The 17,433-nt window shown below is 71.4% G+C and carries 15 protein-coding genes; 8 read left to right on the forward strand and 7 right to left on the reverse strand.

Features of this window, described 5'->3' with window-relative positions; genetic code table 11:
- Positions 1–129: 129 nt before the first annotated feature.
- Positions 130–1,326: a C40 family peptidase gene (locus B9S57_RS01365; protein WP_103513688.1), complete on the forward strand. Its 1,197-nt coding sequence runs from the start codon at positions 130–132 to the stop codon at positions 1,324–1,326.
- A 101-nt stretch (positions 1,327–1,427) separates the two neighbouring features.
- On the opposite strand, the gene B9S57_RS01370 is transcribed toward B9S57_RS01365, so the two are convergent.
- Genes B9S57_RS01370 through B9S57_RS01390 form a run of 5 tightly spaced genes read right to left on the reverse strand, consistent with a single transcriptional unit; the run spans position 1,428 to position 7,088 of the window.
- Positions 1,428–2,669 (reverse strand): styrene monooxygenase/indole monooxygenase family protein, encoded by a 1,242-nt coding sequence (locus B9S57_RS01370; RefSeq protein ID WP_103513689.1) that lies wholly within the window; start codon positions 2,667–2,669, stop codon positions 1,428–1,430.
- 37 nt (positions 2,670–2,706) lie between these two features.
- Positions 2,707–3,357, reverse strand: a complete 651-nt coding sequence (locus B9S57_RS01375; RefSeq protein ID WP_103513690.1) for an ATP/GTP-binding protein — start codon at positions 3,355–3,357, stop codon at positions 2,707–2,709.
- Entirely contained in the window at positions 3,338–3,751 is a 414-nt protein-coding gene (locus B9S57_RS01380; protein ID WP_103513691.1) for a DUF742 domain-containing protein, read from the reverse strand. The genes B9S57_RS01375 and B9S57_RS01380 overlap by 20 nt, the downstream gene beginning before the upstream one ends.
- Positions 3,748–4,227, reverse strand: a complete 480-nt coding sequence (locus B9S57_RS01385; protein ID WP_103513692.1) for a roadblock/LC7 domain-containing protein — start codon at positions 4,225–4,227, stop codon at positions 3,748–3,750. Before B9S57_RS01385 ends, B9S57_RS01380 begins: the two co-directional genes overlap by 4 nt.
- Positions 4,224–7,088: a nitrate- and nitrite sensing domain-containing protein gene (locus tag B9S57_RS01390; protein WP_103513693.1), complete on the reverse strand. Its 2,865-nt coding sequence runs from the start codon at positions 7,086–7,088 to the stop codon at positions 4,224–4,226. Before B9S57_RS01390 ends, B9S57_RS01385 begins: the two co-directional genes overlap by 4 nt.
- Before the next feature lie 370 nt (positions 7,089–7,458).
- Between B9S57_RS01390 and B9S57_RS01395 the strand changes: the two genes are divergently transcribed.
- Positions 7,459–8,244 (forward strand): protein phosphatase 2C domain-containing protein, encoded by a 786-nt coding sequence (locus B9S57_RS01395; RefSeq protein ID WP_103513694.1) that lies wholly within the window; start codon positions 7,459–7,461, stop codon positions 8,242–8,244.
- Positions 8,245–8,360: 116 nt separating this feature from the next.
- On the opposite strand, the gene B9S57_RS01400 is transcribed toward B9S57_RS01395, so the two are convergent.
- Positions 8,361–8,858, reverse strand: a complete 498-nt coding sequence (locus B9S57_RS01400) for a MarR family winged helix-turn-helix transcriptional regulator (protein WP_374935901.1) — start codon at positions 8,856–8,858, stop codon at positions 8,361–8,363.
- Positions 8,859–9,092: 234 nt separating this feature from the next.
- Between B9S57_RS01400 and B9S57_RS01405 the strand changes: the two genes are divergently transcribed.
- Both B9S57_RS01405 and B9S57_RS01410 read left to right on the forward strand, forming a co-directional pair.
- Positions 9,093–9,941, forward strand: a complete 849-nt coding sequence (locus B9S57_RS01405) for a lysozyme (RefSeq protein ID WP_103513695.1) — start codon at positions 9,093–9,095, stop codon at positions 9,939–9,941.
- Between the two features lie 178 nt (positions 9,942–10,119).
- Entirely contained in the window at positions 10,120–10,872 is a 753-nt protein-coding gene (locus B9S57_RS01410) for a polysaccharide deacetylase family protein (RefSeq protein WP_103513696.1), read from the forward strand.
- A 93-nt stretch (positions 10,873–10,965) separates the two neighbouring features.
- On the opposite strand, the gene lon is transcribed toward B9S57_RS01410, so the two are convergent.
- On the reverse strand, positions 10,966–13,407 hold the full coding sequence (lon, locus tag B9S57_RS01415; protein ID WP_103513697.1) for an endopeptidase La: 2,442 nt from the start codon (positions 13,405–13,407) through the stop codon (positions 10,966–10,968).
- A gap of 765 nt (positions 13,408–14,172) precedes the next feature.
- Here lon and B9S57_RS01420 point away from each other — a divergent pair.
- The 4 genes from B9S57_RS01420 to B9S57_RS01440 form a co-directional block, all read left to right on the forward strand.
- Positions 14,173–14,856, forward strand: coding sequence for a spermidine synthase (locus tag B9S57_RS01420; protein WP_103513701.1), 684 nt, complete (start codon positions 14,173–14,175; stop codon positions 14,854–14,856).
- Positions 14,857–15,088: 232 nt separating this feature from the next.
- Positions 15,089–15,826 carry a response regulator transcription factor gene (locus tag B9S57_RS01425; RefSeq protein WP_014154105.1) on the forward strand — a complete coding sequence of 246 codons (738 nt, stop codon included), beginning with the start codon at positions 15,089–15,091 and terminating at the stop codon, positions 15,824–15,826.
- Positions 15,823–16,899: an ATP-binding protein gene (locus B9S57_RS01430; RefSeq protein WP_103513698.1), complete on the forward strand. Its 1,077-nt coding sequence runs from the start codon at positions 15,823–15,825 to the stop codon at positions 16,897–16,899. Before B9S57_RS01425 ends, B9S57_RS01430 begins: the two co-directional genes overlap by 4 nt.
- Positions 16,900–17,158: 259 nt before the next feature.
- A partial coding sequence (locus B9S57_RS01440) for a hypothetical protein (protein ID WP_146057697.1) occupies positions 17,159–17,433 on the forward strand: 275 nt, incomplete at its 3' end.

A 17,433-nucleotide genomic window follows, 5' to 3' on the forward strand; every position in this document is an offset into this window, starting at 1 on the left:
CACACCCGCGGGTGGCACGCCGGTGCGGTCCTTGCATCACCCCGGACCGAGTGACCGGATGGACGAGATCCGACCACTTGTGGGGTAGTCCGATTAATCGGCACCGCTCCTGACACCGGAGGTGATGCCGTGCCGGGCAGAGTCGCACGCGCCCTCTGTACGGCGGCGCTGGCCGCGGTCGTCGCCGCCTCCCCCGCCGTCGCCGAGCCGACCGGCCCCGGCCCCGGCGCATCGGGACCGGACGAACCGGCTCCCTCCGCGACCGAGGGCGCGGCAACGCCCCCCGCCGCCGGACCGGCGCCGCAGAGCGTGGCCGGGCTGCTGAAGCAGCTGCAGACGCTCTACCAGAAGGCCGAGGAGGCCGGCGAGCTCTACAACGGCACCGAAGTGGAGCTGAGGAAACGCGCGGCCGAAGCCGGAAGGCTACGGGCCGAGCTCGCCAGGGCCCGGACGGCGCTGACGTCGGGCCGCAGGGACGCCGGGCGGCTGGCGCGTGACCAGTACCAGGGGAACACCGGCTTCTCCGTCTATCTGCGCCTGCTGCTCGCCGAGGACCCGGCGCGCGCCCTGGAACAGAGCCACGTCATCGAGCGCGCCCAGGCCGGCAGGTCGGCCGTGGTGGACCGGCTGACCGGCGCGGAGAGGCACGCCGAGGTGGTGGAGGCCAAGTCCCGGTCGGCACAGAACCGTCAGCGGGTGCTGACCGCCCAGCGGAAGAAGCAGCGCGACGCCGTGCGGTCCCGGCTGAAGGGCATCGAGGCGCTGCTGGCCTCGCTGTCTCCCGAGCAGATCGCCGCCGTGTCGGCGCTGGAGGAGAAGAACATCGGAGCAGCCCAGGACGCGCTGGCGGCCTCGGGGGCACTCAGCTCGACCCGGCCGCCGTCCGAGGCGGGCAGCGAGGCCGTACGGTACGCGATCGAGCAGATCGGCAAGCCGTACGTCTGGGGAGCCGAGGGGCCGGAGTCCTTCGACTGCTCCGGCCTGACCTCGCAGGCCTGGTCGGACGCGGGCCGGGCGATCCCGCGGACGTCGCAGGAGCAGTGGCGGGAACTGCCGAGGATTCCGGTCGGCTCACTGCGCCCCGGAGACCTGGTGGTCTACTTCCCGAAGGCGACACACGTCGCGCTGTACATCGGCGACGGTCTCGTCGTGCAGGCCCCGAGGCCCGGCGCATCGGTGAAGGTGTCGCCGCTGGCGTCCAACCCCCTGCTGGGCGCGGTACGCCCGGATCCTGACGGTACGCCGCTGGCCTCCTACACCGTGCCGGAGCTTCCCGACGACGCCGCCTCGGGGTCGGACACGGGCTACGACGCCCCGGACGCGTGAGCGGCGTGTGAGACGCACATGAGAACCGGGCCGTCGCCTCCGTCCCTGCCTGCGTGACGGATGCGGCGGCCCGGCCCTGGTGCGCCGGGGTGTCGCGGGTGTCAGCCCTGCGCACCCGTGAGCGAGGCGAGGTACGCGTTCGTCTTCTCCGGTTCGAAGAAGAAGTTGTCGAAGTCCGCCGGGTCGTTGAAACCGTTGGCGAACCGGTCGGCGGCCGGCTGGATCTGCCCGGAGGCGCCGATCAGGTTCAGCACGTGCTCCGGCGGCGGGCCGAGCATCGCGTTCGTCCACTTCACGACGTGCTGCGTGTTCTCCCAGTGCCGCTCGAAGGTGGCCTCCATCCACTCCTCGTCGAACGGGCGGTCGCCGTGCTCGAGGATCGAATGCAGGTAGGAGTGCGCGCACTTGGAGGCGGTGTTGGAGCCCTGCCCGGTGATCGGGTCGTTGGCGACGACCACGTCCCCCATCCCGAGGACCAGGCCGCCGCCGGGCAGCCGGCCGACGGGCTTGCGGACGGTCGGGGCGTAACGGCCCGCCAGCGTGGCGTTGGCGTCGGTCAGCTCGACCTTGGTGGCGCGCGCGTATTCCCACGGGGTGTACGTCTCCATGAGCTCCAGCGTCTTGGCCAGGTGCTCCGACGGATCCTTGATGCCCTGGAAGGCGTCCAGCGGACCGCCGGGGATGCCCTCCCAGAAGAGGATGTCCGCGCGGCCCGAGGTCGTCAGCGTCGGCATGATGAAGAGTTCGCCGACGCCCGGGACCAGGTTGCAGCGCACCGCGTCGAACTCCGGGTGCTCCGGGCGGGGGCCCAGACCGTGGACGTAGGCGACGGCCAGCGCGCGCTGCGGGGCGTCGAACGGCGAACGGGAGGCGTCGCGGCCGAACATGGAGACGAGCTCGCCCTTGCCGGCCGAGACCATCACCAGGTCGTAGGTGCGGGAGAAGTAGTCCAGGTCGGAGACCGCGGCACCGTGGATGACGAGCTGCCCGCCACGCTGGGCGAAGGTCTCCATCCAGCCGGCCATCTTCACGCGCTGGTCGACGGACTGCGCGTAGCCGTCGAGCTTGCCGACCCAGTCGATGACACGGGAGGAGTCGGGTCCGGCGACCGAGACGCCCACACCCTCGATCCGCGGGGCCTGCGACTCCCAGAAGTTGAGCTGGAGGTCGCGCTCGTGCTGGAGGGCCGTGTGGAACATGCACTGCGTCGACATGACCCGGCCGGACCGGATCTCGTCCGCGGTGCGGTTGGACATCAGGGTGACTTCGTACCCGCTGGACTGCAGTCCGAGGGCCAGCTGGAGACCGGACTGGCCGGCTCCGACTATGAGTATCTTCCGCATCGCGGTTCTCCGTTACGTGTACTGGGTGCGTCTGTCGTTACTCGGGGGCGATGTCGAGCGCGTGGCCCACCAGGGCGAGCAGCGACTCGACGACCGTGATCCTCTTACGCGCATCCATGATCACAACAGGCACGTGCGGGGGCACCGTCAGGGCCTCCCTGACATCGGCCTCCTCGTAACCGGTCGTTCCCTCGAAGTGGTTGACCGCGACGATGTAGGGGAGGCCGCAGCTCTCGAAGTAGTCGAGCGCGGCGAAGCAGTCGGCGAGGCGACGCGTGTCCGCCAGGACCACCGCGCCGATCGCGCCACGCACCAGGTCGTCCCACATGAACCAGAAGCGCTGCTGACCAGGGGTGCCGAAGACGTAGAGGACGAGGTCCTCGTCCAGCGTGAGACGGCCGAAGTCCATCGCGACGGTCGTGGTGACCTTGTCGGGCGTGGCGGTGAGGTCGTCGGTCTCCTCGCTGGCCTGCGTCATCAGCGCTTCGGTCTGCAGCGGGGTTATCTCGGAGACCGAGCCGACGAACGTCGTCTTGCCCACGCCGAACCCGCCCGCGACCACGATCTTGGTCGCGACCGGCGCGCGCGTGTGGTCGAGCTGCCAGGCCTGCACCGTCTCGCGGGGCTCGTCCTGCGGCCCCCGCTGACGCGGTGTGAAGAGCGGAGCCTCAGAGACGGCGGAGTCCATTGAGCACCCTTTCGAGCAGCGCGCGGTCGGGCTGGCCGGTGCCGTGACCGGTTCCGTAGACGCGGATCTTTCCCTGGTCGGCCAAGTCGCTGAGCAGCACCCGGACCACGCCGAGAGGCATCTTCAGCAGGGCCGAGATCTCCGCGACCGTACGCATGCGGCGGCAGAGTTCGACGATGGCGTGGAGCTCCGGCATGACGCGCGAGGCGAGATTGCCGTTCGTGAGCTCGCGGCGCTCCTCGGGAGCATCCAGCGCGGCGACGAACGTCTCGACGAGCAGGACGTGTCCGAAGCGGGTACGGCCTCCTGTGAGGGAGTACGGACGGACCCGTGCCGCCTTGCGGTCGGCTCCCCGGACGGGGAGTTTTCGTACGGGTTCAGCAGCTGACGTCACTGGGTACTCTCCATCGATTTGCGCAGCTCACCGCGGAGTTCGGGGGTGAGTACGTGTCCGGCTCGACCGACGAAGAGCGCCATGTGGTAGGCGACGACGCTCATGTCGCAGTCGGGGGTGGCGTGCACACCGAGCAGGGAGCCGTCGCTGATGGACATGACGAAGACGCTTCCCTCGTCCATCGCGACCATCGTCTGCTTGACGCCGCCGCCGTCCATCAGCTTGGCGGCGCCGATCGTGAGGGATCCGATGCCGGAGACGATGGTGGCGAGGTCGGCGCTGGAACCCCGGGGGCCCGTCCGCCGTCCTGCCGCCTTGGCCGTCGCGAGACCGGGGTCCGAGGAGAGCAGCATCAGTCCGTCGGACGAGACGACGGTGACCGAGTGGACCCCTGGCACCTCCTCCACGAGATTGCTCAGCAACCAGTGAAGGTTCCTGGCCTCGGTGCTCAGCCCGAATGTGCTGGGCGCAGTCAACTGCGTGCCTCCTCGACTGTGTCCCCCGTCTCATCGATGCGACCGTCGGTACGGTCGTGGTCGGGCTGTGGGCCGCTGTCGGCGATCTCCGCCTCGACATCGCGGCGGCCGTCCTTCGCACCCTGGTGGAACCCCCCGAGCCGGCGGCGCAGGGCCTCCTTGTCCAGACTGCCCTTCCGCTCGGTGGCGGGGGCCGACGGCGCCGCGGTGACCTTGGGGGTGCGCTTGGGCAGCCCCTTGTCCGTGATTCGCTCGGGCGAGGGTGCCGGGTCGGGCACCTCCTCGCCCAGACCTGTCAGCGGCTGCCGGGGGCCCGGGACGGCGTCGGCGGCCGGGGCGGGGGGCGCGGCCGGGCTCGTGTCGGCGATGCGCTCGTGACGGTCGGGCCCGATGGCGTACGGGCTCGGCGCGTCCTGCTGCGCGGGCAGCCGGACCTGCATGGTGGTCTCCGCGTCGGACTCCTCCCGGATTCCCGCCTGCTCGCCGATCCCTGCACCGGGGACCGCCGCGGAGGCGGGCTCGGCGGGAGCGGGGGCCGGTGCGGCGGGGGCCGGCGCGGGTGCGGGCTCGGCGGGGGCCGGCTGCGGGGCCGCGGCCTCGGTGCCCGCGGCTTCCAGGGTCCGCTCGGCGGCCGTGATCAGCGGGTCCCCCGCGGGGAGGGACGAGCGGGGCGGCAGTGCGTTGGAGTTGGCTTCGGCGACCGAACCCGGGAGGTTCAGCGTGGGCGCGTCCCCCGGGAGCGGTACGGGCGGCGGGGAGGCCGCGGGCGGAGCCTTGGGCAGCAGCGCCTGCGGAAGGACGACGACCGCGGTCACCCCGCTCCCCTTCTGTTCGCGCAACTGCACCCGTACGCCGTGGCGGGCCGCCAGCAGCGAGGAGACCTGAAGCCCCAGCCCGGCCCCGTCCGCGGCCTGTTCGCCCGCTTCGAAGGACGCCGGGTCGGCCAGCCTGGCATTGAGCTCGCTCATCCGGACCGCCGACATGCCGATGCCCTCGTCCTGCACGGAGAGCATCACCTCCCCGGTCTCCAGCAGCCAGCCGGAGAGCTCGACATGGGAGTCGGGCGGGGAGAAGGACGTCGCGTTCTCCAGGAGTTCGGCGACGAGGTGGCTCAGGTCGTCGGCGGCGAAGCCCGCGACCTGGGCGTGCGGCGGCAGGGACTGGATGGTGACCCGCTCGTACCGCTCGATCTCGCTGACCGCGGCGCGCAGTACGTCGACGAGGGGGATCGGGCCCGCGTGCCCCTGGTTGTGATCGGTGCCTGCGAGGACCAGCATGTTCTCGCTGTGGCGCCGCATGACCGTGGCCATGTGGTCCAGCTTGAAGAGGGTCGCGAGGCGCTCCGGGTCCTGCTCGCGCTCCTCCATCCCCTCGATGACGCCCAGCTGGCGCTCGACGAGGCCGAGCGTGCGCAGCGACAGGTTGACGAAGGTGTGGTGGACCGTGTTCCGCAGCCGCTCGAGCTGTCCGGTGAGTTCCGCGACGCGGACCTGGAGTTCGGCCCGCTGGAGCGTGAGGGCCTCACGGCCCGCGATCAGTTCGTCGTGCTCGGTCTCCATGCTCTCGAGCCGGCCGGTGACGTCGTGGTGCAGCCCGTGCAGCTTGCCGTGCAGGGCGTTGATGGACCGTACGACCTGGGCGAATTCGTCGTTGCGTCCGGTGTAGCGGACCGGCTCGGCGGTCGCGGGCTCGGCGGCGATGCGGCCGGCCCCGATCCTCAGGACGGCGAGCGGCTGGGTGAGGGTGCGTGCGACGGCCGTGGAGACGCCGACGGCGATCAGCAGGCAGCCGCCGAGCAGGGCGAGGCGGAGCTCCAGCGCGGTGACGTCGTCGTCGCGCAGTCCCTCCAGCCGCTTGACCTGCGTGGTGGCGAGCGCGGACTCGACCCCGCGCATGCGGTCGATGCGCGCGGAGAGCGCGGCCTCGACCTTCCCGGGGTCGGCACCCCGGTCGGAGTCGGAGAGCTCGGGGCGGTCCGTGAACCGGGTGAGGTACCTCTCCGCGGTGGTGACGTCGGGGCCGGTGACCGTGGAGGCGAGCTTGTCCCGGGCGGAGGACCCGGCGGCCTGGTCGAACTCGGCGAGGGAGGCGAGCTCGCGCACCCGCGCCTGCTGGGCGGCCCCGCTCAGCTCGTCGCGGTTGCGGTCGTCCTCGCTGCTGCTCGCGTCCTGACTCTGGACGGGCAGCCCGGTGAACGGGTCGATCTGCTGCTGGGGCTCCGTGCCGGGCACGGCCAGCGCGGCGAGGAGGAGCCCCCTGGTGGCCGAGGCCTGCTCCACGGCTCCGCCCAGCGCGAGCGGGGCGCGGGTGGCGTCCGCGGCGCGCGGCGGGGTCTTCTCGGCGAGCTCGTCGGCGAGGTCGTGGAGCTTGGCGATGACCTCGGAGTAGGCCTGGTAGGCGTCCATCGCCGAGCCCTTGCCGGTGAGGGCCGTCCGGCGGAGGGAGGGGATCTCGGCGAGGTCACGGCGCAGGGCCGCCGACGAGGCGTCCCTGATCTCGTCGACCTGCTGGTCGACGCGGGCCGCAGGGCTCGTGGAGCCCTTCTTGCCGTCCTCGTCCTCACGGCCGCCCGCGATGTGGGCGATGACCGCGTCGCGCTCGTCCGCGAGGGAGTGCGCGAGGGTGATCGCCTGCTGGTTCAGCTCGGCGAGCGTGACCAGGCTCTGGGACTCGTTGAGATCGGAGGATGCGCCGAGGGCCGCCGGGGCGCCCGCCGCTATGACGGTGATCCCCACGACGGCGACGCCGGCGACCAGCCGGCTGCGTACCCGCACGGTCCGCTTGGCGGCACCCGCTGCCTGAGGCATCGCCCCGGACTCCTCGCGCGTGCTGTCCTTGCTCCGAGGCCGCTTCTTCTGCACCGGTGCTCGCAATCTTGACTCGTCCGCCCTTGAAGCAGAGGTGACACACGGTCACGTGCGTGTCCACCCCACCCTGGTGGGCACCGTACGGCTTCTGACCATTCCAGCGCTTTTGAGAGGGGGCCGTGCATCAACCGCTCCGCCACTCGAACGAGTGAACATCACTCCGGAGTTGGCGAACAAGTCTCCCCACAGGCGCCGCAGGGCATGCGCGGACCACCGGGTGGAACTTCGGGCCAGGCTTTGGCAGTATGCCCGCCCACATATGCAGGGAGCCCGAATTCCGCTCCCCCGTGCCATTCTGACCTGCTGGTACGGTCCGACACGGGGATCGTGCAGGCTCCGTGAAGACATCGTGCAGACTGGTCGGATGCGCATCGAACTCGCCACCGAGCCCGGCGGCCCCGAACGCCCCAACGAGGACTGGGCATCCGCCACAACCCCCGCGGCGGGCCTGGGCGGCTGCCTCGTCCTGCTCGACGGCGTCACGCCTCCCTCCGGCAGCGACGGCTGTGTGCACTCGGTTCCGTGGTTCGCGGCGCGGCTCGGGAGCGCTCTGGCCGAACTGTCCGCTTCGCGGAGGGATCTGACGCTGACCGAGATCCTCGCGGAGTCCATCAGGCGCACCGCCGACACGCATCGTTCCCAGTGTGACCTTTCTCACCCGCGTACGCCTCAGGCGACGGTGGTCCTGGCGCGTTGGGACGACGAGCGCGTCGAGCACCTGGTGCTCTCCGACTCGGTCCTGCTCGTCGAGGGCGCCGACGGCTCGGTCCTGCCGCTGCTCGACGACCGCCTCGACCGGCTGCCGCCGGGGTCGCTCGCCTCGGAGGAGATCGCGGACGCCCGCGCACGGAACAAGGAGGGCGGCTTCTTCACGGCCGCCGCCGACCCTCTGGTCGCGTCACGCGCGGTGACCGGCGAGACCCCCCGGGCGGAGGTCCGGGCCCTGGCGGCGCTGACCGACGGGGCGAGCCGCTGGACGGAGAAGTTCCGGGAGGGCGACTGGAAGGCCACCATGGGACTGCTGCGCAAGGAGGGGCCCCAGGGGCTGATCGACCGGGTCAGGGAGCTGGAGCGGGCCGACACCGGCCGCGTGCACCTGCGCCGCGGCAAGACGCACGACGACGCGACAGCGGTCCTCGTGGAGCTGTAGATCCCGCCCCCGTCGCCGCCGCCCGACGCCCCCCGGGCCGCATCCGGCCAGGCCCGGGCCGGAGACCGCCTTCCGGCGCTGCCTCGCTCCGGGAACCCCCTACGCCCCTGCGCGCTTCAGTCCCCGGCGCGCTCGTTGAAGTGGTGCAGCAGCCGCGCCAGTTCGGCGATCTCGGCCCGGTCCCAGCCCGCGAGCTTGCGGGCGTACCGGCCGCGCCGCGCGTCACGGACGCTGCGGAAGCGCGCGAGACCCTCGCCGGTCAGGCGGACCAGCGAGGCGCGGCCGTCGGCCGGGTCGGTCTCCCGCGCCACCAGACCGAGCCCCTCCAGGGCGCGCAGCTGACGGCTCATGGTCGCCTTGCCCACTCCGAAGTACGCGGCGAGGTCCGTGGCGCGCTGACTCCCGGCCGACTCCAGCCGTACGAGGAGCCCGTAGGCCGCCGCCTCCAGGTCCGGGTGGACCTCGCGGGCCATCTCCCCCGAATTGGCCCGCGCGCGGCGGAGGAAGACCGCCAACTCCCTCTCCAGCGCGAGGAACTCATGGTCCACACCACTTCCGGCCGTGGCGCCGTGTTCACCGCCGCTTCCACTCCCGTGCACGTCAGCACCCCTCATACGCTTTCGGGCCGATGAAAATTTCCTTCAACTCCGGCCATCGCCGCAGCTGGGCCAGTATTTCGCAGGCGTAGACCTCCGGCAGCGGCCAGGTCCCCTTCCGGAGCGCGGGTCTACGTGCGTAGCTTCAGGAGAGCCGGGCGGCATGTCACCGCCGCGGCGTACGCACCGCAGGAGTGTCCCGCACCCGCTCCTGGGCCATGAGCTCCCCCACCGAGCCCTCGGAGGCACCCGATGCCCGTGCACAGGTCCGGAACCCCCGCCAGACGCCCCCGCCTCGTCGCGGCGGGCACCCTCCTCGCCGCCCTCGCCCTCCTGCTCACGGTGCCCGGAGCGGCGTCCGCCGCCTCCGGCACCGGCATCGCCACCGTCCCCGAAAGGGGTACGGCGAGGATGGGCCAGGGCGTGATCGCCCACGACGGCCGGGGAAGCGGCTCCCCGACGGGCACGTCCGCCGTCCAGACGGAAGGCGTGGACGTCAGCAGCCACCAGGGCGACGTCGCATGGTCCACCCTGTGGAGCAGTGGCGTGAAGTGGGCCTACGTCAAGGCCACCGAGGGGACGTACTACAAGAACACGCACTTCACCCAGCAGTACACCGGCTCCTACAACGTCGGGATGGTCCGGGGCACTTACCACTTCGCGACCCCCGACACGACCGGCGGAGCGGCCCAGGCGAACCACTTCGTGGACAACGGCGGGGGCTGGTCCCGTGACGGCAGGACGCTGCCCGGCGTGCTGGACATCGAGTGGAATCCGTACGGCGCCCAGTGCTACGGCAAGACCCGGGCCGGCATGGTCAGCTGGATCCGCGACTTCGTGAACACCTACAAGGCCCGCACCGGCCGCGACCCGGTGATCTACACCGCGACCAGCTGGTGGAAGGACTGCACCGGCAACAACGCGGGCTTCGGCGCCACCAACCCGCTCTGGGTGGCCCGCTACAACAGCACGGTCGGCGAACTCCCGGCCGGCTGGAGCTACTACACGATGTGGCAGTACACGTCGTCCGGCCCGACGGTCGGCGACCACAACCACTTCAACGGCGCGCTCGACCGCGTGGTGGCGCTGGCGAACGGCTGAGCACGCACGACGCGGGACCGGACCCCCGGCGACTCCCCAGGTCGCCAGGGGTCCGTCGTTTCTCCCCTCCCGCTATGCACGGTGCGTATACACGCTATGTATAGTCATGGCGTACCGCACCGCCGGTGTGCGGCCGACCCATGGGGAGTGACGTGCCGTGCCTGTTGTGCCCGGAAAGATGACACCGTTCGGCGCGGGGTTCACCGCCGCGCTCGTGACGCTCCTCACGCTGACGCTCGGCGGCTGCTCGATGGAGACCACGGCCCCCGGGTCCGCCCGCGCGGACGCCGCCTCGGACGCCAAGGGATCCTTCGGACCGGTGGACTGCCGCAAGGCCAAGTGCATCGCGCTGACGTTCGACGCGGGCCCGGCGGAGGACACCCCGCACCTCCTGGACGTCCTCAAGGAGAAGAAGGTGCCGGCCACCTTCTTCCTGCTGGGGAAGAACCACGTCCTGAAGCACCCGGAGACCGTGCGGCGCATCGAGGCCGAGGGCCACGAGGTCGCCAACCACACCTGGTCGCACGAGATCCTGACCGGGAGGAAGCCCGGCGAGATACGGGACGAGCTGGAGCGGACCCAGGAGGCGATCGAGCGGATCACCGGGAAGAAGCCCCGGTTGATGCGCCCTCCTCAGGGCCGTACCGACGACACCGTCTCCAGGGTCTGCGAGGAGCTCGGGCTCTCCCAGGTCCTGTGGAGCGCGACCGCCAAGGACTACTCCACGAACGACTCCGCACTGATCAGGAAACGGATACTCGACCAGGCCGGCAAGGACGGGGTGATCCTGCTGCACGACATATACAAGGGGACGGTCCCCGCGGTGCCGGGCATCATCGACACCCTGAAGGAGCGGGGCTACACCTTCGTCACCGTCCCCCAGCTGATGGCCCCCGCGGAGCCCGTGCCCGGCACGGTCTACCGCCCCTGACCGGCCGGGCACGCGGAACGGCCCGCCCTCCGGGGAGAGCGGGCCGTCCGTACCGGCCGCGGACGTGGTGCCACGCCCGTCACCGCGTGACGCCTACGCGGCGGCCGGGAGCCTGTCCCGCGCCGCCCTGGCCGAGGCCGGGGCGAGCGCGATCTCCAGCACCTGGCGGACGTCGGTCACCGGGTGGACCTCCAGGGTGTCGAGGACCTCGGCCGGGACGTCGTCCAGATCCGCCTCGTTGCGCTGGGGGATCACCACGGTGGTGATACCCGCGCGGTGGGCCGCGAGCAGCTTCTGCTTCAGACCTCCGATCGGCAGCACCCGCCCGGTCAGCGACACCTCACCGGTCATCGCCACGTCCGTACGGACCAGCCGCCCGGAGAGCAGCGAGGCCAGCGCGGTCGTCAGGGTGATGCCGGCGCTCGGGCCGTCCTTCGGGACCGCGCCCGCCGGGAAGTGGATGTGCACGCCCCGGTCCTTGAGGTCCGCCACCGGAAGCTCCAGCTCCGCACCGTGCGAGCGCAGGAAGCTCAGGGCGATCTGCGCGGACTCCTTCATCACGTCGCCGAGCTGGCCCGTCAGCGTCAGTCCGGACGCCCCGGTCTCCGGGTCGGCCAGTGACGCCTCGACGAACAGCACGTCGCCGCCCGCCCCGGTCACCGCGAGCCCGGTGGCCACCCCGGGCACCGCGGTGCGCCGTTCGGCCGGTTCCTGCGCGGACTCGGGCACGTGGTGCGGCCGGCCGATCAGGCCCCGCAGGTCGTGCTCGGTCACCGTGGACGGGAGTTCCCGCTCACCCAGCTCGTGCTGGGCCGCGACCTTGCGGAGCAGCCGTGCGACGGCCCGCTCCAGATTCCGCACCCCGGCCTCCCGGGTGTACTCGCCCGCCAGCTTGCGCAGCGCGGACTCGTCGAGGCCGACCTCGTCCTCCTCCAGACCCGCTCGCTCCAGCTGGCGCGGGAGCAGGTGGTCGCGGGCGATGACGACCTTCTCGTCCTCGGTGTAGCCGTCCAGGGTGACCAGCTCCATGCGGTCGAGCAGGGCCTCCGGAATGGATTCGACGACGTTGGCCGTGGCCAGGAACACCACGTCGCTGAGGTCGAGTTCGACCTCCAGGTAGTGGTCCCGGAAGGTGTGGTTCTGCGCCGGGTCGAGCACTTCGAGCAGGGCGGCCGCGGGGTCGCCTCGGAAGTCCGAACCGACCTTGTCGATCTCGTCGAGCAGGACGACCGGGTTCATCGAGCCGGCTTCCTTGACGGCCCGGACGATGCGTCCGGGGAGCGCGCCGACGTACGTACGCCGGTGACCGCGGATCTCCGCCTCGTCCCGGACGCCACCGAGGGCGACCCGGACGAACTTGCGCCCCATGGCGTGCGCGACGCTCTCGCCGAGGGAGGTCTTGCCGACGCCGGGCGGCCCCACCAGGGCGAGCACCGCGCCGCCGCGGCGTCCGCCGACCACGCCGAGTCCGCGGCCGGCACGGCGCTTGCGTACCGCGAGGTACTCGGTGATGCGCTCCTTCACGTCCTGCAGGCCGGCGTGTTCCGCGTCGAGGATCTCCTGCGCGCCTCGGATGTCGTAGGCGTCCTCGGTCCGTTCGGTCCAGGGGAGCTCCAGGACGGTGTCCAGCCAGGTCCGGATCCAGGACCCCTCGGGGCTCTGGTCGGAGGAGCGCTCGAGCTTCTCGACCTCCTTGAGCGCGGCCTCACGCACGTGTGCGGGAAGGTCGGCGGCCTCCACGCGCGCCCGGTAGTCGTCGGGATCGTCCCCGCCGGACCCGGCTTCGCCGTTGAGCTCGGAGAGCTCCTTGCGCACGGCGTCGAGCTGGCGCCGCAGCAGGAATTCGCGCTGCTGCTTGTCGACACCCTCCTGGACGTCCTTGGCGATGGACTCGGCGACATCCTGCTCGGCGAGGTGCTCGCCGAGCCACTGGATGGCCAGCTTCAGACGGGTGACCGCGTCCACGGTCTCCAGCAGCTGGACCTTCTGCGCGGTGGTGAGGAAGGGCGAGTATCCGGAATTGTCGGCGAGTGCGGAGATGTCCTCGATCTGCTGGACCCGGTCGACCACCTGCCAGGCGCCGCGCTTCTTCAGCCAGCTGGTGGCGAGGGCCTTGTACTCCTTGGCCAGCTCGGCGGCCGAGCCCGGCAGGGGGTCGGGGAGCGACACGTCGATACGTGTGCCCTCCACCCAGAGCGCGTTGCCGGGCCCACTGGTCCCCGCTCCGATCCGCACCCGGTCACGGGCACGGATCAGGGCGCCCGGATCGCCGTCCGACAGGCGTCCGACCTGTTCGACGGTGCCCAGGACACCGGTCCCCGTGTAGTTGCCGTCGATGCGCGGCACGAGCAGCACCTCGGGCTTGCCGCTCCCGGGCCGCGCGACGGCCTGCGCCGCCTCCACGGCCGCGCGCACCTCCGCGTCCGACAGGTCGAGCGGCACCACCATCCCGGGCAGTACGACCTCGTCGTCCAGCGGCAGCACGGGCAGGTCGATCGGCGTGGACGTCTCGGACGCATGGGACTCTGCAGTCATGATCTCCCCTTCGGCAGGCAAGTTGAGCTATGTGGACTCAATGCTTGTGAGCCTCAGGTTGTTCCCCGGGCGCTGTTCGCTCTCAGCGATCAAGCAATCGGGCAGCCTCCCGCCTGCGAGACTCCGTTCGTGCGCGATGAGCCCGGCACCGAGGACCGAGGCCTCGCGGCGGACGGAACCATCCGGCGCGAGGGCGTACTCGACCGCGTGCAGCGGCAGTTCCCGGTGGTCGAGGCGACCCGCCTCCGCGTCGCCGACGCGTTCGGTCCGGCACGGCTGCGCAGCGCCCACCTCTACGGCAGCATCCTGAGGGGCACCGCCATTCCCGGCACATCCGACCTCGACCTGCTGGTGGTCCCGGGCGACGAACCCGCCGACGCGGGCAGGGCGGCGGCCGAGGAGACCGGCGCCGCTCTCGACGCGGCCTTCCCCGTGATCGACGGGGTCGGGCTACTCCTCTCCCCCGCCCGCGAGGTGCCCGGCGAGGCGGAGCGCGACGACTTCGGCTTCTTCGTCGCCTGCCTCTGCACCCCGTTGCCGGGCGAGAACCTCGCGACGCGGCTGCCGCGCCACCGCCTCACGCCGCAGCCGGCCCGCGGGACCAACGGCGACCCGGCGACCGCGCTCCCCCGTGGCGCGCCCAGGTCGCCGAAGGCGCCACCGGGGAGGCGCGCCGGGTCCGGATCCCGCTGGCCCCCGGGCCCGGCGCCAGGGAAAGATGGACGCCCGAAGAGACCCGCCCACCGAAGACCGGAGAACGCACCCATGCCCGCCCCCGACGCCCACCGCCCCGTCGTCCTCGACCGGCGCGAAGGCCCCTTCGGCGAAGTCGTCCTGCGCGAGCGCGGCGACGACTTCGAGATCATCGCCAACGGCTGCTTCCTGATGGACACCTCCGACGGACGTTCCGAGCGGCTGCTGATCGATGCCGCACTCGCCGCCCTGCCCGCCGGGCGGCCGGACCCGTCGGTGCTGATCGGCGGACTCGGCGTCGGGTTCTCGCTGGTGCGAGCCGCCGACGAGCCGCGCTGGGGGCGGATCGTCGTCGTCGAGCGGGAGCAGGCCGTCGTGGACTGGCACCTCGGCGGACCGCTCGGCCGGATCTCCGGGGCGGCGCTCGCCGATCCGCGGACCGAGATCCTCGCCACCGACCTCGTGGCCCACCTCGACGCGACCACGGAGCGTTACGACGCGCTGTGCCTGGACATCGACAACGGCCCCGACTGGACCGTGACCGAGGACAACGAGAGCCTCTACTCACCCACGGGTCTCGGGGCCTGCCGAGCCCGTCTGACGCCTGGCGGAGTACTCGCGGTGTGGTCCGCGCAGCCGTCCGCCGACTTCGGCGAGGCCCTGCGGAATGCCGGATTCCGCGCAGTAAGGACCGAAGAAGTAGCCGTTGCCCGAGGTGTGCCGGACGTGGTCCATCTCGCACTGCGGAGCGACTGAACCCCCACCCCGTATGCACATCCCGGTCCCGTCACGGATCGGGCACCACGACTCCTCCGATCCGCCCCCTTTCCGCGGGTAACACCTTCACGTCGGACAACACCCTGCGTAGCCGGGAGGCGTCCTCTGCCTTTACGCTGCTGACCGGCACAAGGGATCACCGACGAAATCCACAAGCGATAACCGTGCCTCCGGGGGAATGGCCTCCGCGAGAACGGGCAGGGGCGGGGCGATGGAACAGACACACACCACCCACAACGGCGTCGCGGCCACCCCCGGGGCTCAGCGCCGGGTGCTGGTGGTTGAGGACGACGCGACAATCGTCGACGCCATTTCCGCCCGGCTGCGGGCCGAGGGCTTCCTGGTGCAGACCGCGCTGGACGGCCCCGCGGCCGTCGACGCGGCCGAGGCCTGGCAGCCCGACCTGATGGTGCTCGACATCATGCTTCCCGGCTTCGACGGCCTGGAGGTCTGCCGTCGCGTGCAGGCCCAGCGCCCCGTACCGGTGCTGATGCTGACCGCACGCGACGACGAGACCGACATGCTGGTCGGCCTCGGGGTCGGCGCCGACGACTACATGACCAAGCCGTTCTCCATGCGGGAACTGGCCGCGCGGGTGCACGTCCTCCTGCGCCGCGTCGAGCGCGCCGCGCTGGCCGCGGTGACACCGCGCAGCGGCATCCTGCGTCTCGGTGAGCTGGAGATCGACCACGCGCAGCGCCGCGTCCGGGTGCGCGCCGACGACGTCCACCTCACCCCGACCGAGTTCGACCTGCTGGTCTGCCTGGCCAACACACCGCGCGCGGTGCTGTCCCGGGAGCAGCTGCTGGCCGAGGTCTGGGACTGGGCGGACGCCTCGGGGACCCGCACGGTCGACAGCCACATCAAGGCGCTGCGCCGGAAGATCGGCGCCGAACGGATCCGTACCGTGCACGGTGTCGGCTACGCCCTGGAGACACCCGCGCCATGACGCGGCCCGGCACCGGACTGCGACCGTTCTCGATCAAGGCCAAGCTGGGCACGCTCGTGGTGATCTCCGTGTTCATCACGACCGGGCTGCTGATCGTCGCGCTGCGGACCAGGACCGAATTCCGGTTCATCACGGTCTTCTCGGTGATCGCCACCCTGCTGATCACGCAGTTCGTGGCGCACGGCCTGACCGCACCCCTGGACGAGATGCGCGCCGTGGCGCGCTCCATCTCGCACGGCGACTACACGAGACGGGTGAGCGGGGCCGGGCGCCGCGACGAGCTCGGCGACCTGGCGCAGACGATCAACCGCATGGCGGACGATCTCGAGGCGGAGGACCGGCACCGCAAGGAGCTGGTGGCGAACGTCTCCCATGAGCTGCGCACACCCATCGCGGCCCTCAGAGCCGTGCTGGAGAACGTGGTGGACGGGGTGTCCGCCGCGGACCCCGAGACGATGCGCACGGCGCTGAAACAGACCGAGCGTCTGGGCAGGCTGGTGGAGACCCTGCTGGATCTCTCCCGGCTCGACAACGGCGTGGTGGCCATCAAGGCACGCCGCTTCGAGGTGTGGCCGTACCTGTCGGGTGTGCTGAAGGAGGCGAATCTCGCCTCCTCCCAGCGCCGGCTCTCCTCCGGCTCGGGCAACCACTCCCGCACGGACGTCCACCTGCACCTCGACGTGTCGCCGCCCGAGCTGACGGCGCACGCGGACGCGGAGCGCCTGCACCAGGTCGTGGCCAATCTCATCGACAACGCCGTCAAGCACAGTCCGCCGCACGGCCGGGTCACGGTGCTGGCGCGGCGCGGGGCGTATCCCGAGTCGCTGGAGCTCGAGGTCGTCGACGAGGGCCCCGGCATCCCCGAGGCGGAGCGACACCGGGTCTTCGAACGCTTCAACCGGGGCCAGGCCCCGTCTCCGCACGGCCCCGGCAGCGACGGCGGTACGGGGCTCGGGCTCGCCATCGCCCGCTGGGCGGTCGATCTGCACGGCGGGCGCATCGGCGTGGCCGAATCCACCCGCGGGTGCCGCATCCAGGTCACTCTTCCGGGCAACCACCACACGCAGGATTGACTCCGCGTTCGAAGCGGAGGGCCCCGTTTCTCCCTCCCCGCCGGGAAAGCGATACGGTCCAAGGGGCCGCAGAGCGGCCTCGCGTACCCGAAGGGCAGCGGAACCCTGCTTGTTTCCCGCCATTTCATGCGCCGAAACCCGGCTTCCGATGTGATGTGCACGACGAAGACCGGCCCGGCCTGCACGTAACGGCTGGGGAGGCGTAGCCTTGATTTCCGCTGTCCATCACCTTGTGAAGCGGAAGAGGGCGGTTGCCGCCGTGTCGTCTCAGTCCCCCAGTAACTCGAGCATCTCGACCGATCAAGAAGCAGGCTCCGGGTCCAACCCGGCAGCTGCTTTCGGCCCCAATGAGTGGCTCGTCGACGAGATCTACCAGCAGTACCTCCAGGACCCGAATTCGGTCGACCGCGCCTGGTGGGACTTCTTCGCCGACTACAAGCCGGGTACGTCCGGCACGGCGGACAAGCCCGTCCCCGCATCCGCGGGAGCGGTGACCCCGGCCCCGGCCGCCACCGCAGCGAGCACCGTGAACAA

This window comes from Streptomyces sp. SM10 (assembly GCF_002910915.1).
GTDB lineage: Bacteria > Actinomycetota > Actinomycetes > Streptomycetales > Streptomycetaceae > Streptomyces.

Coding starts and splice junctions, on each gene's coding strand:
- B9S57_RS01430 (WP_103513698.1), top strand. CDS start 15,823: ATGACGCGGCCCGGCACCGGACTGCGACCGTTCTCGATCAAGGCCAAG.
- B9S57_RS01425 (WP_014154105.1), top strand. CDS start 15,089: ATGGAACAGACACACACCACCCACAACGGCGTCGCGGCCACCCCCGGG.
- B9S57_RS01375 (WP_103513690.1), bottom strand. CDS start 3,357: ATGGACTCCGCCGTCTCTGAGGCTCCGCTCTTCACACCGCGTCAGCGG.
- B9S57_RS01395 (WP_103513694.1), top strand. CDS start 7,459: ATGCGCATCGAACTCGCCACCGAGCCCGGCGGCCCCGAACGCCCCAAC.
- B9S57_RS01420 (WP_103513701.1), top strand. CDS start 14,173: ATGCCCGCCCCCGACGCCCACCGCCCCGTCGTCCTCGACCGGCGCGAA.
- lon (WP_103513697.1), bottom strand. CDS start 13,407: ATGACTGCAGAGTCCCATGCGTCCGAGACGTCCACGCCGATCGACCTG.
- B9S57_RS01370 (WP_103513689.1), bottom strand. CDS start 2,669: ATGCGGAAGATACTCATAGTCGGAGCCGGCCAGTCCGGTCTCCAGCTG.
- B9S57_RS01405 (WP_103513695.1), top strand. CDS start 9,093: ATGCCCGTGCACAGGTCCGGAACCCCCGCCAGACGCCCCCGCCTCGTC.
- B9S57_RS01400 (WP_374935901.1), bottom strand. CDS start 8,858: ATGAGGGGTGCTGACGTGCACGGGAGTGGAAGCGGCGGTGAACACGGC.
- B9S57_RS01410 (WP_103513696.1), top strand. CDS start 10,120: ATGACACCGTTCGGCGCGGGGTTCACCGCCGCGCTCGTGACGCTCCTC.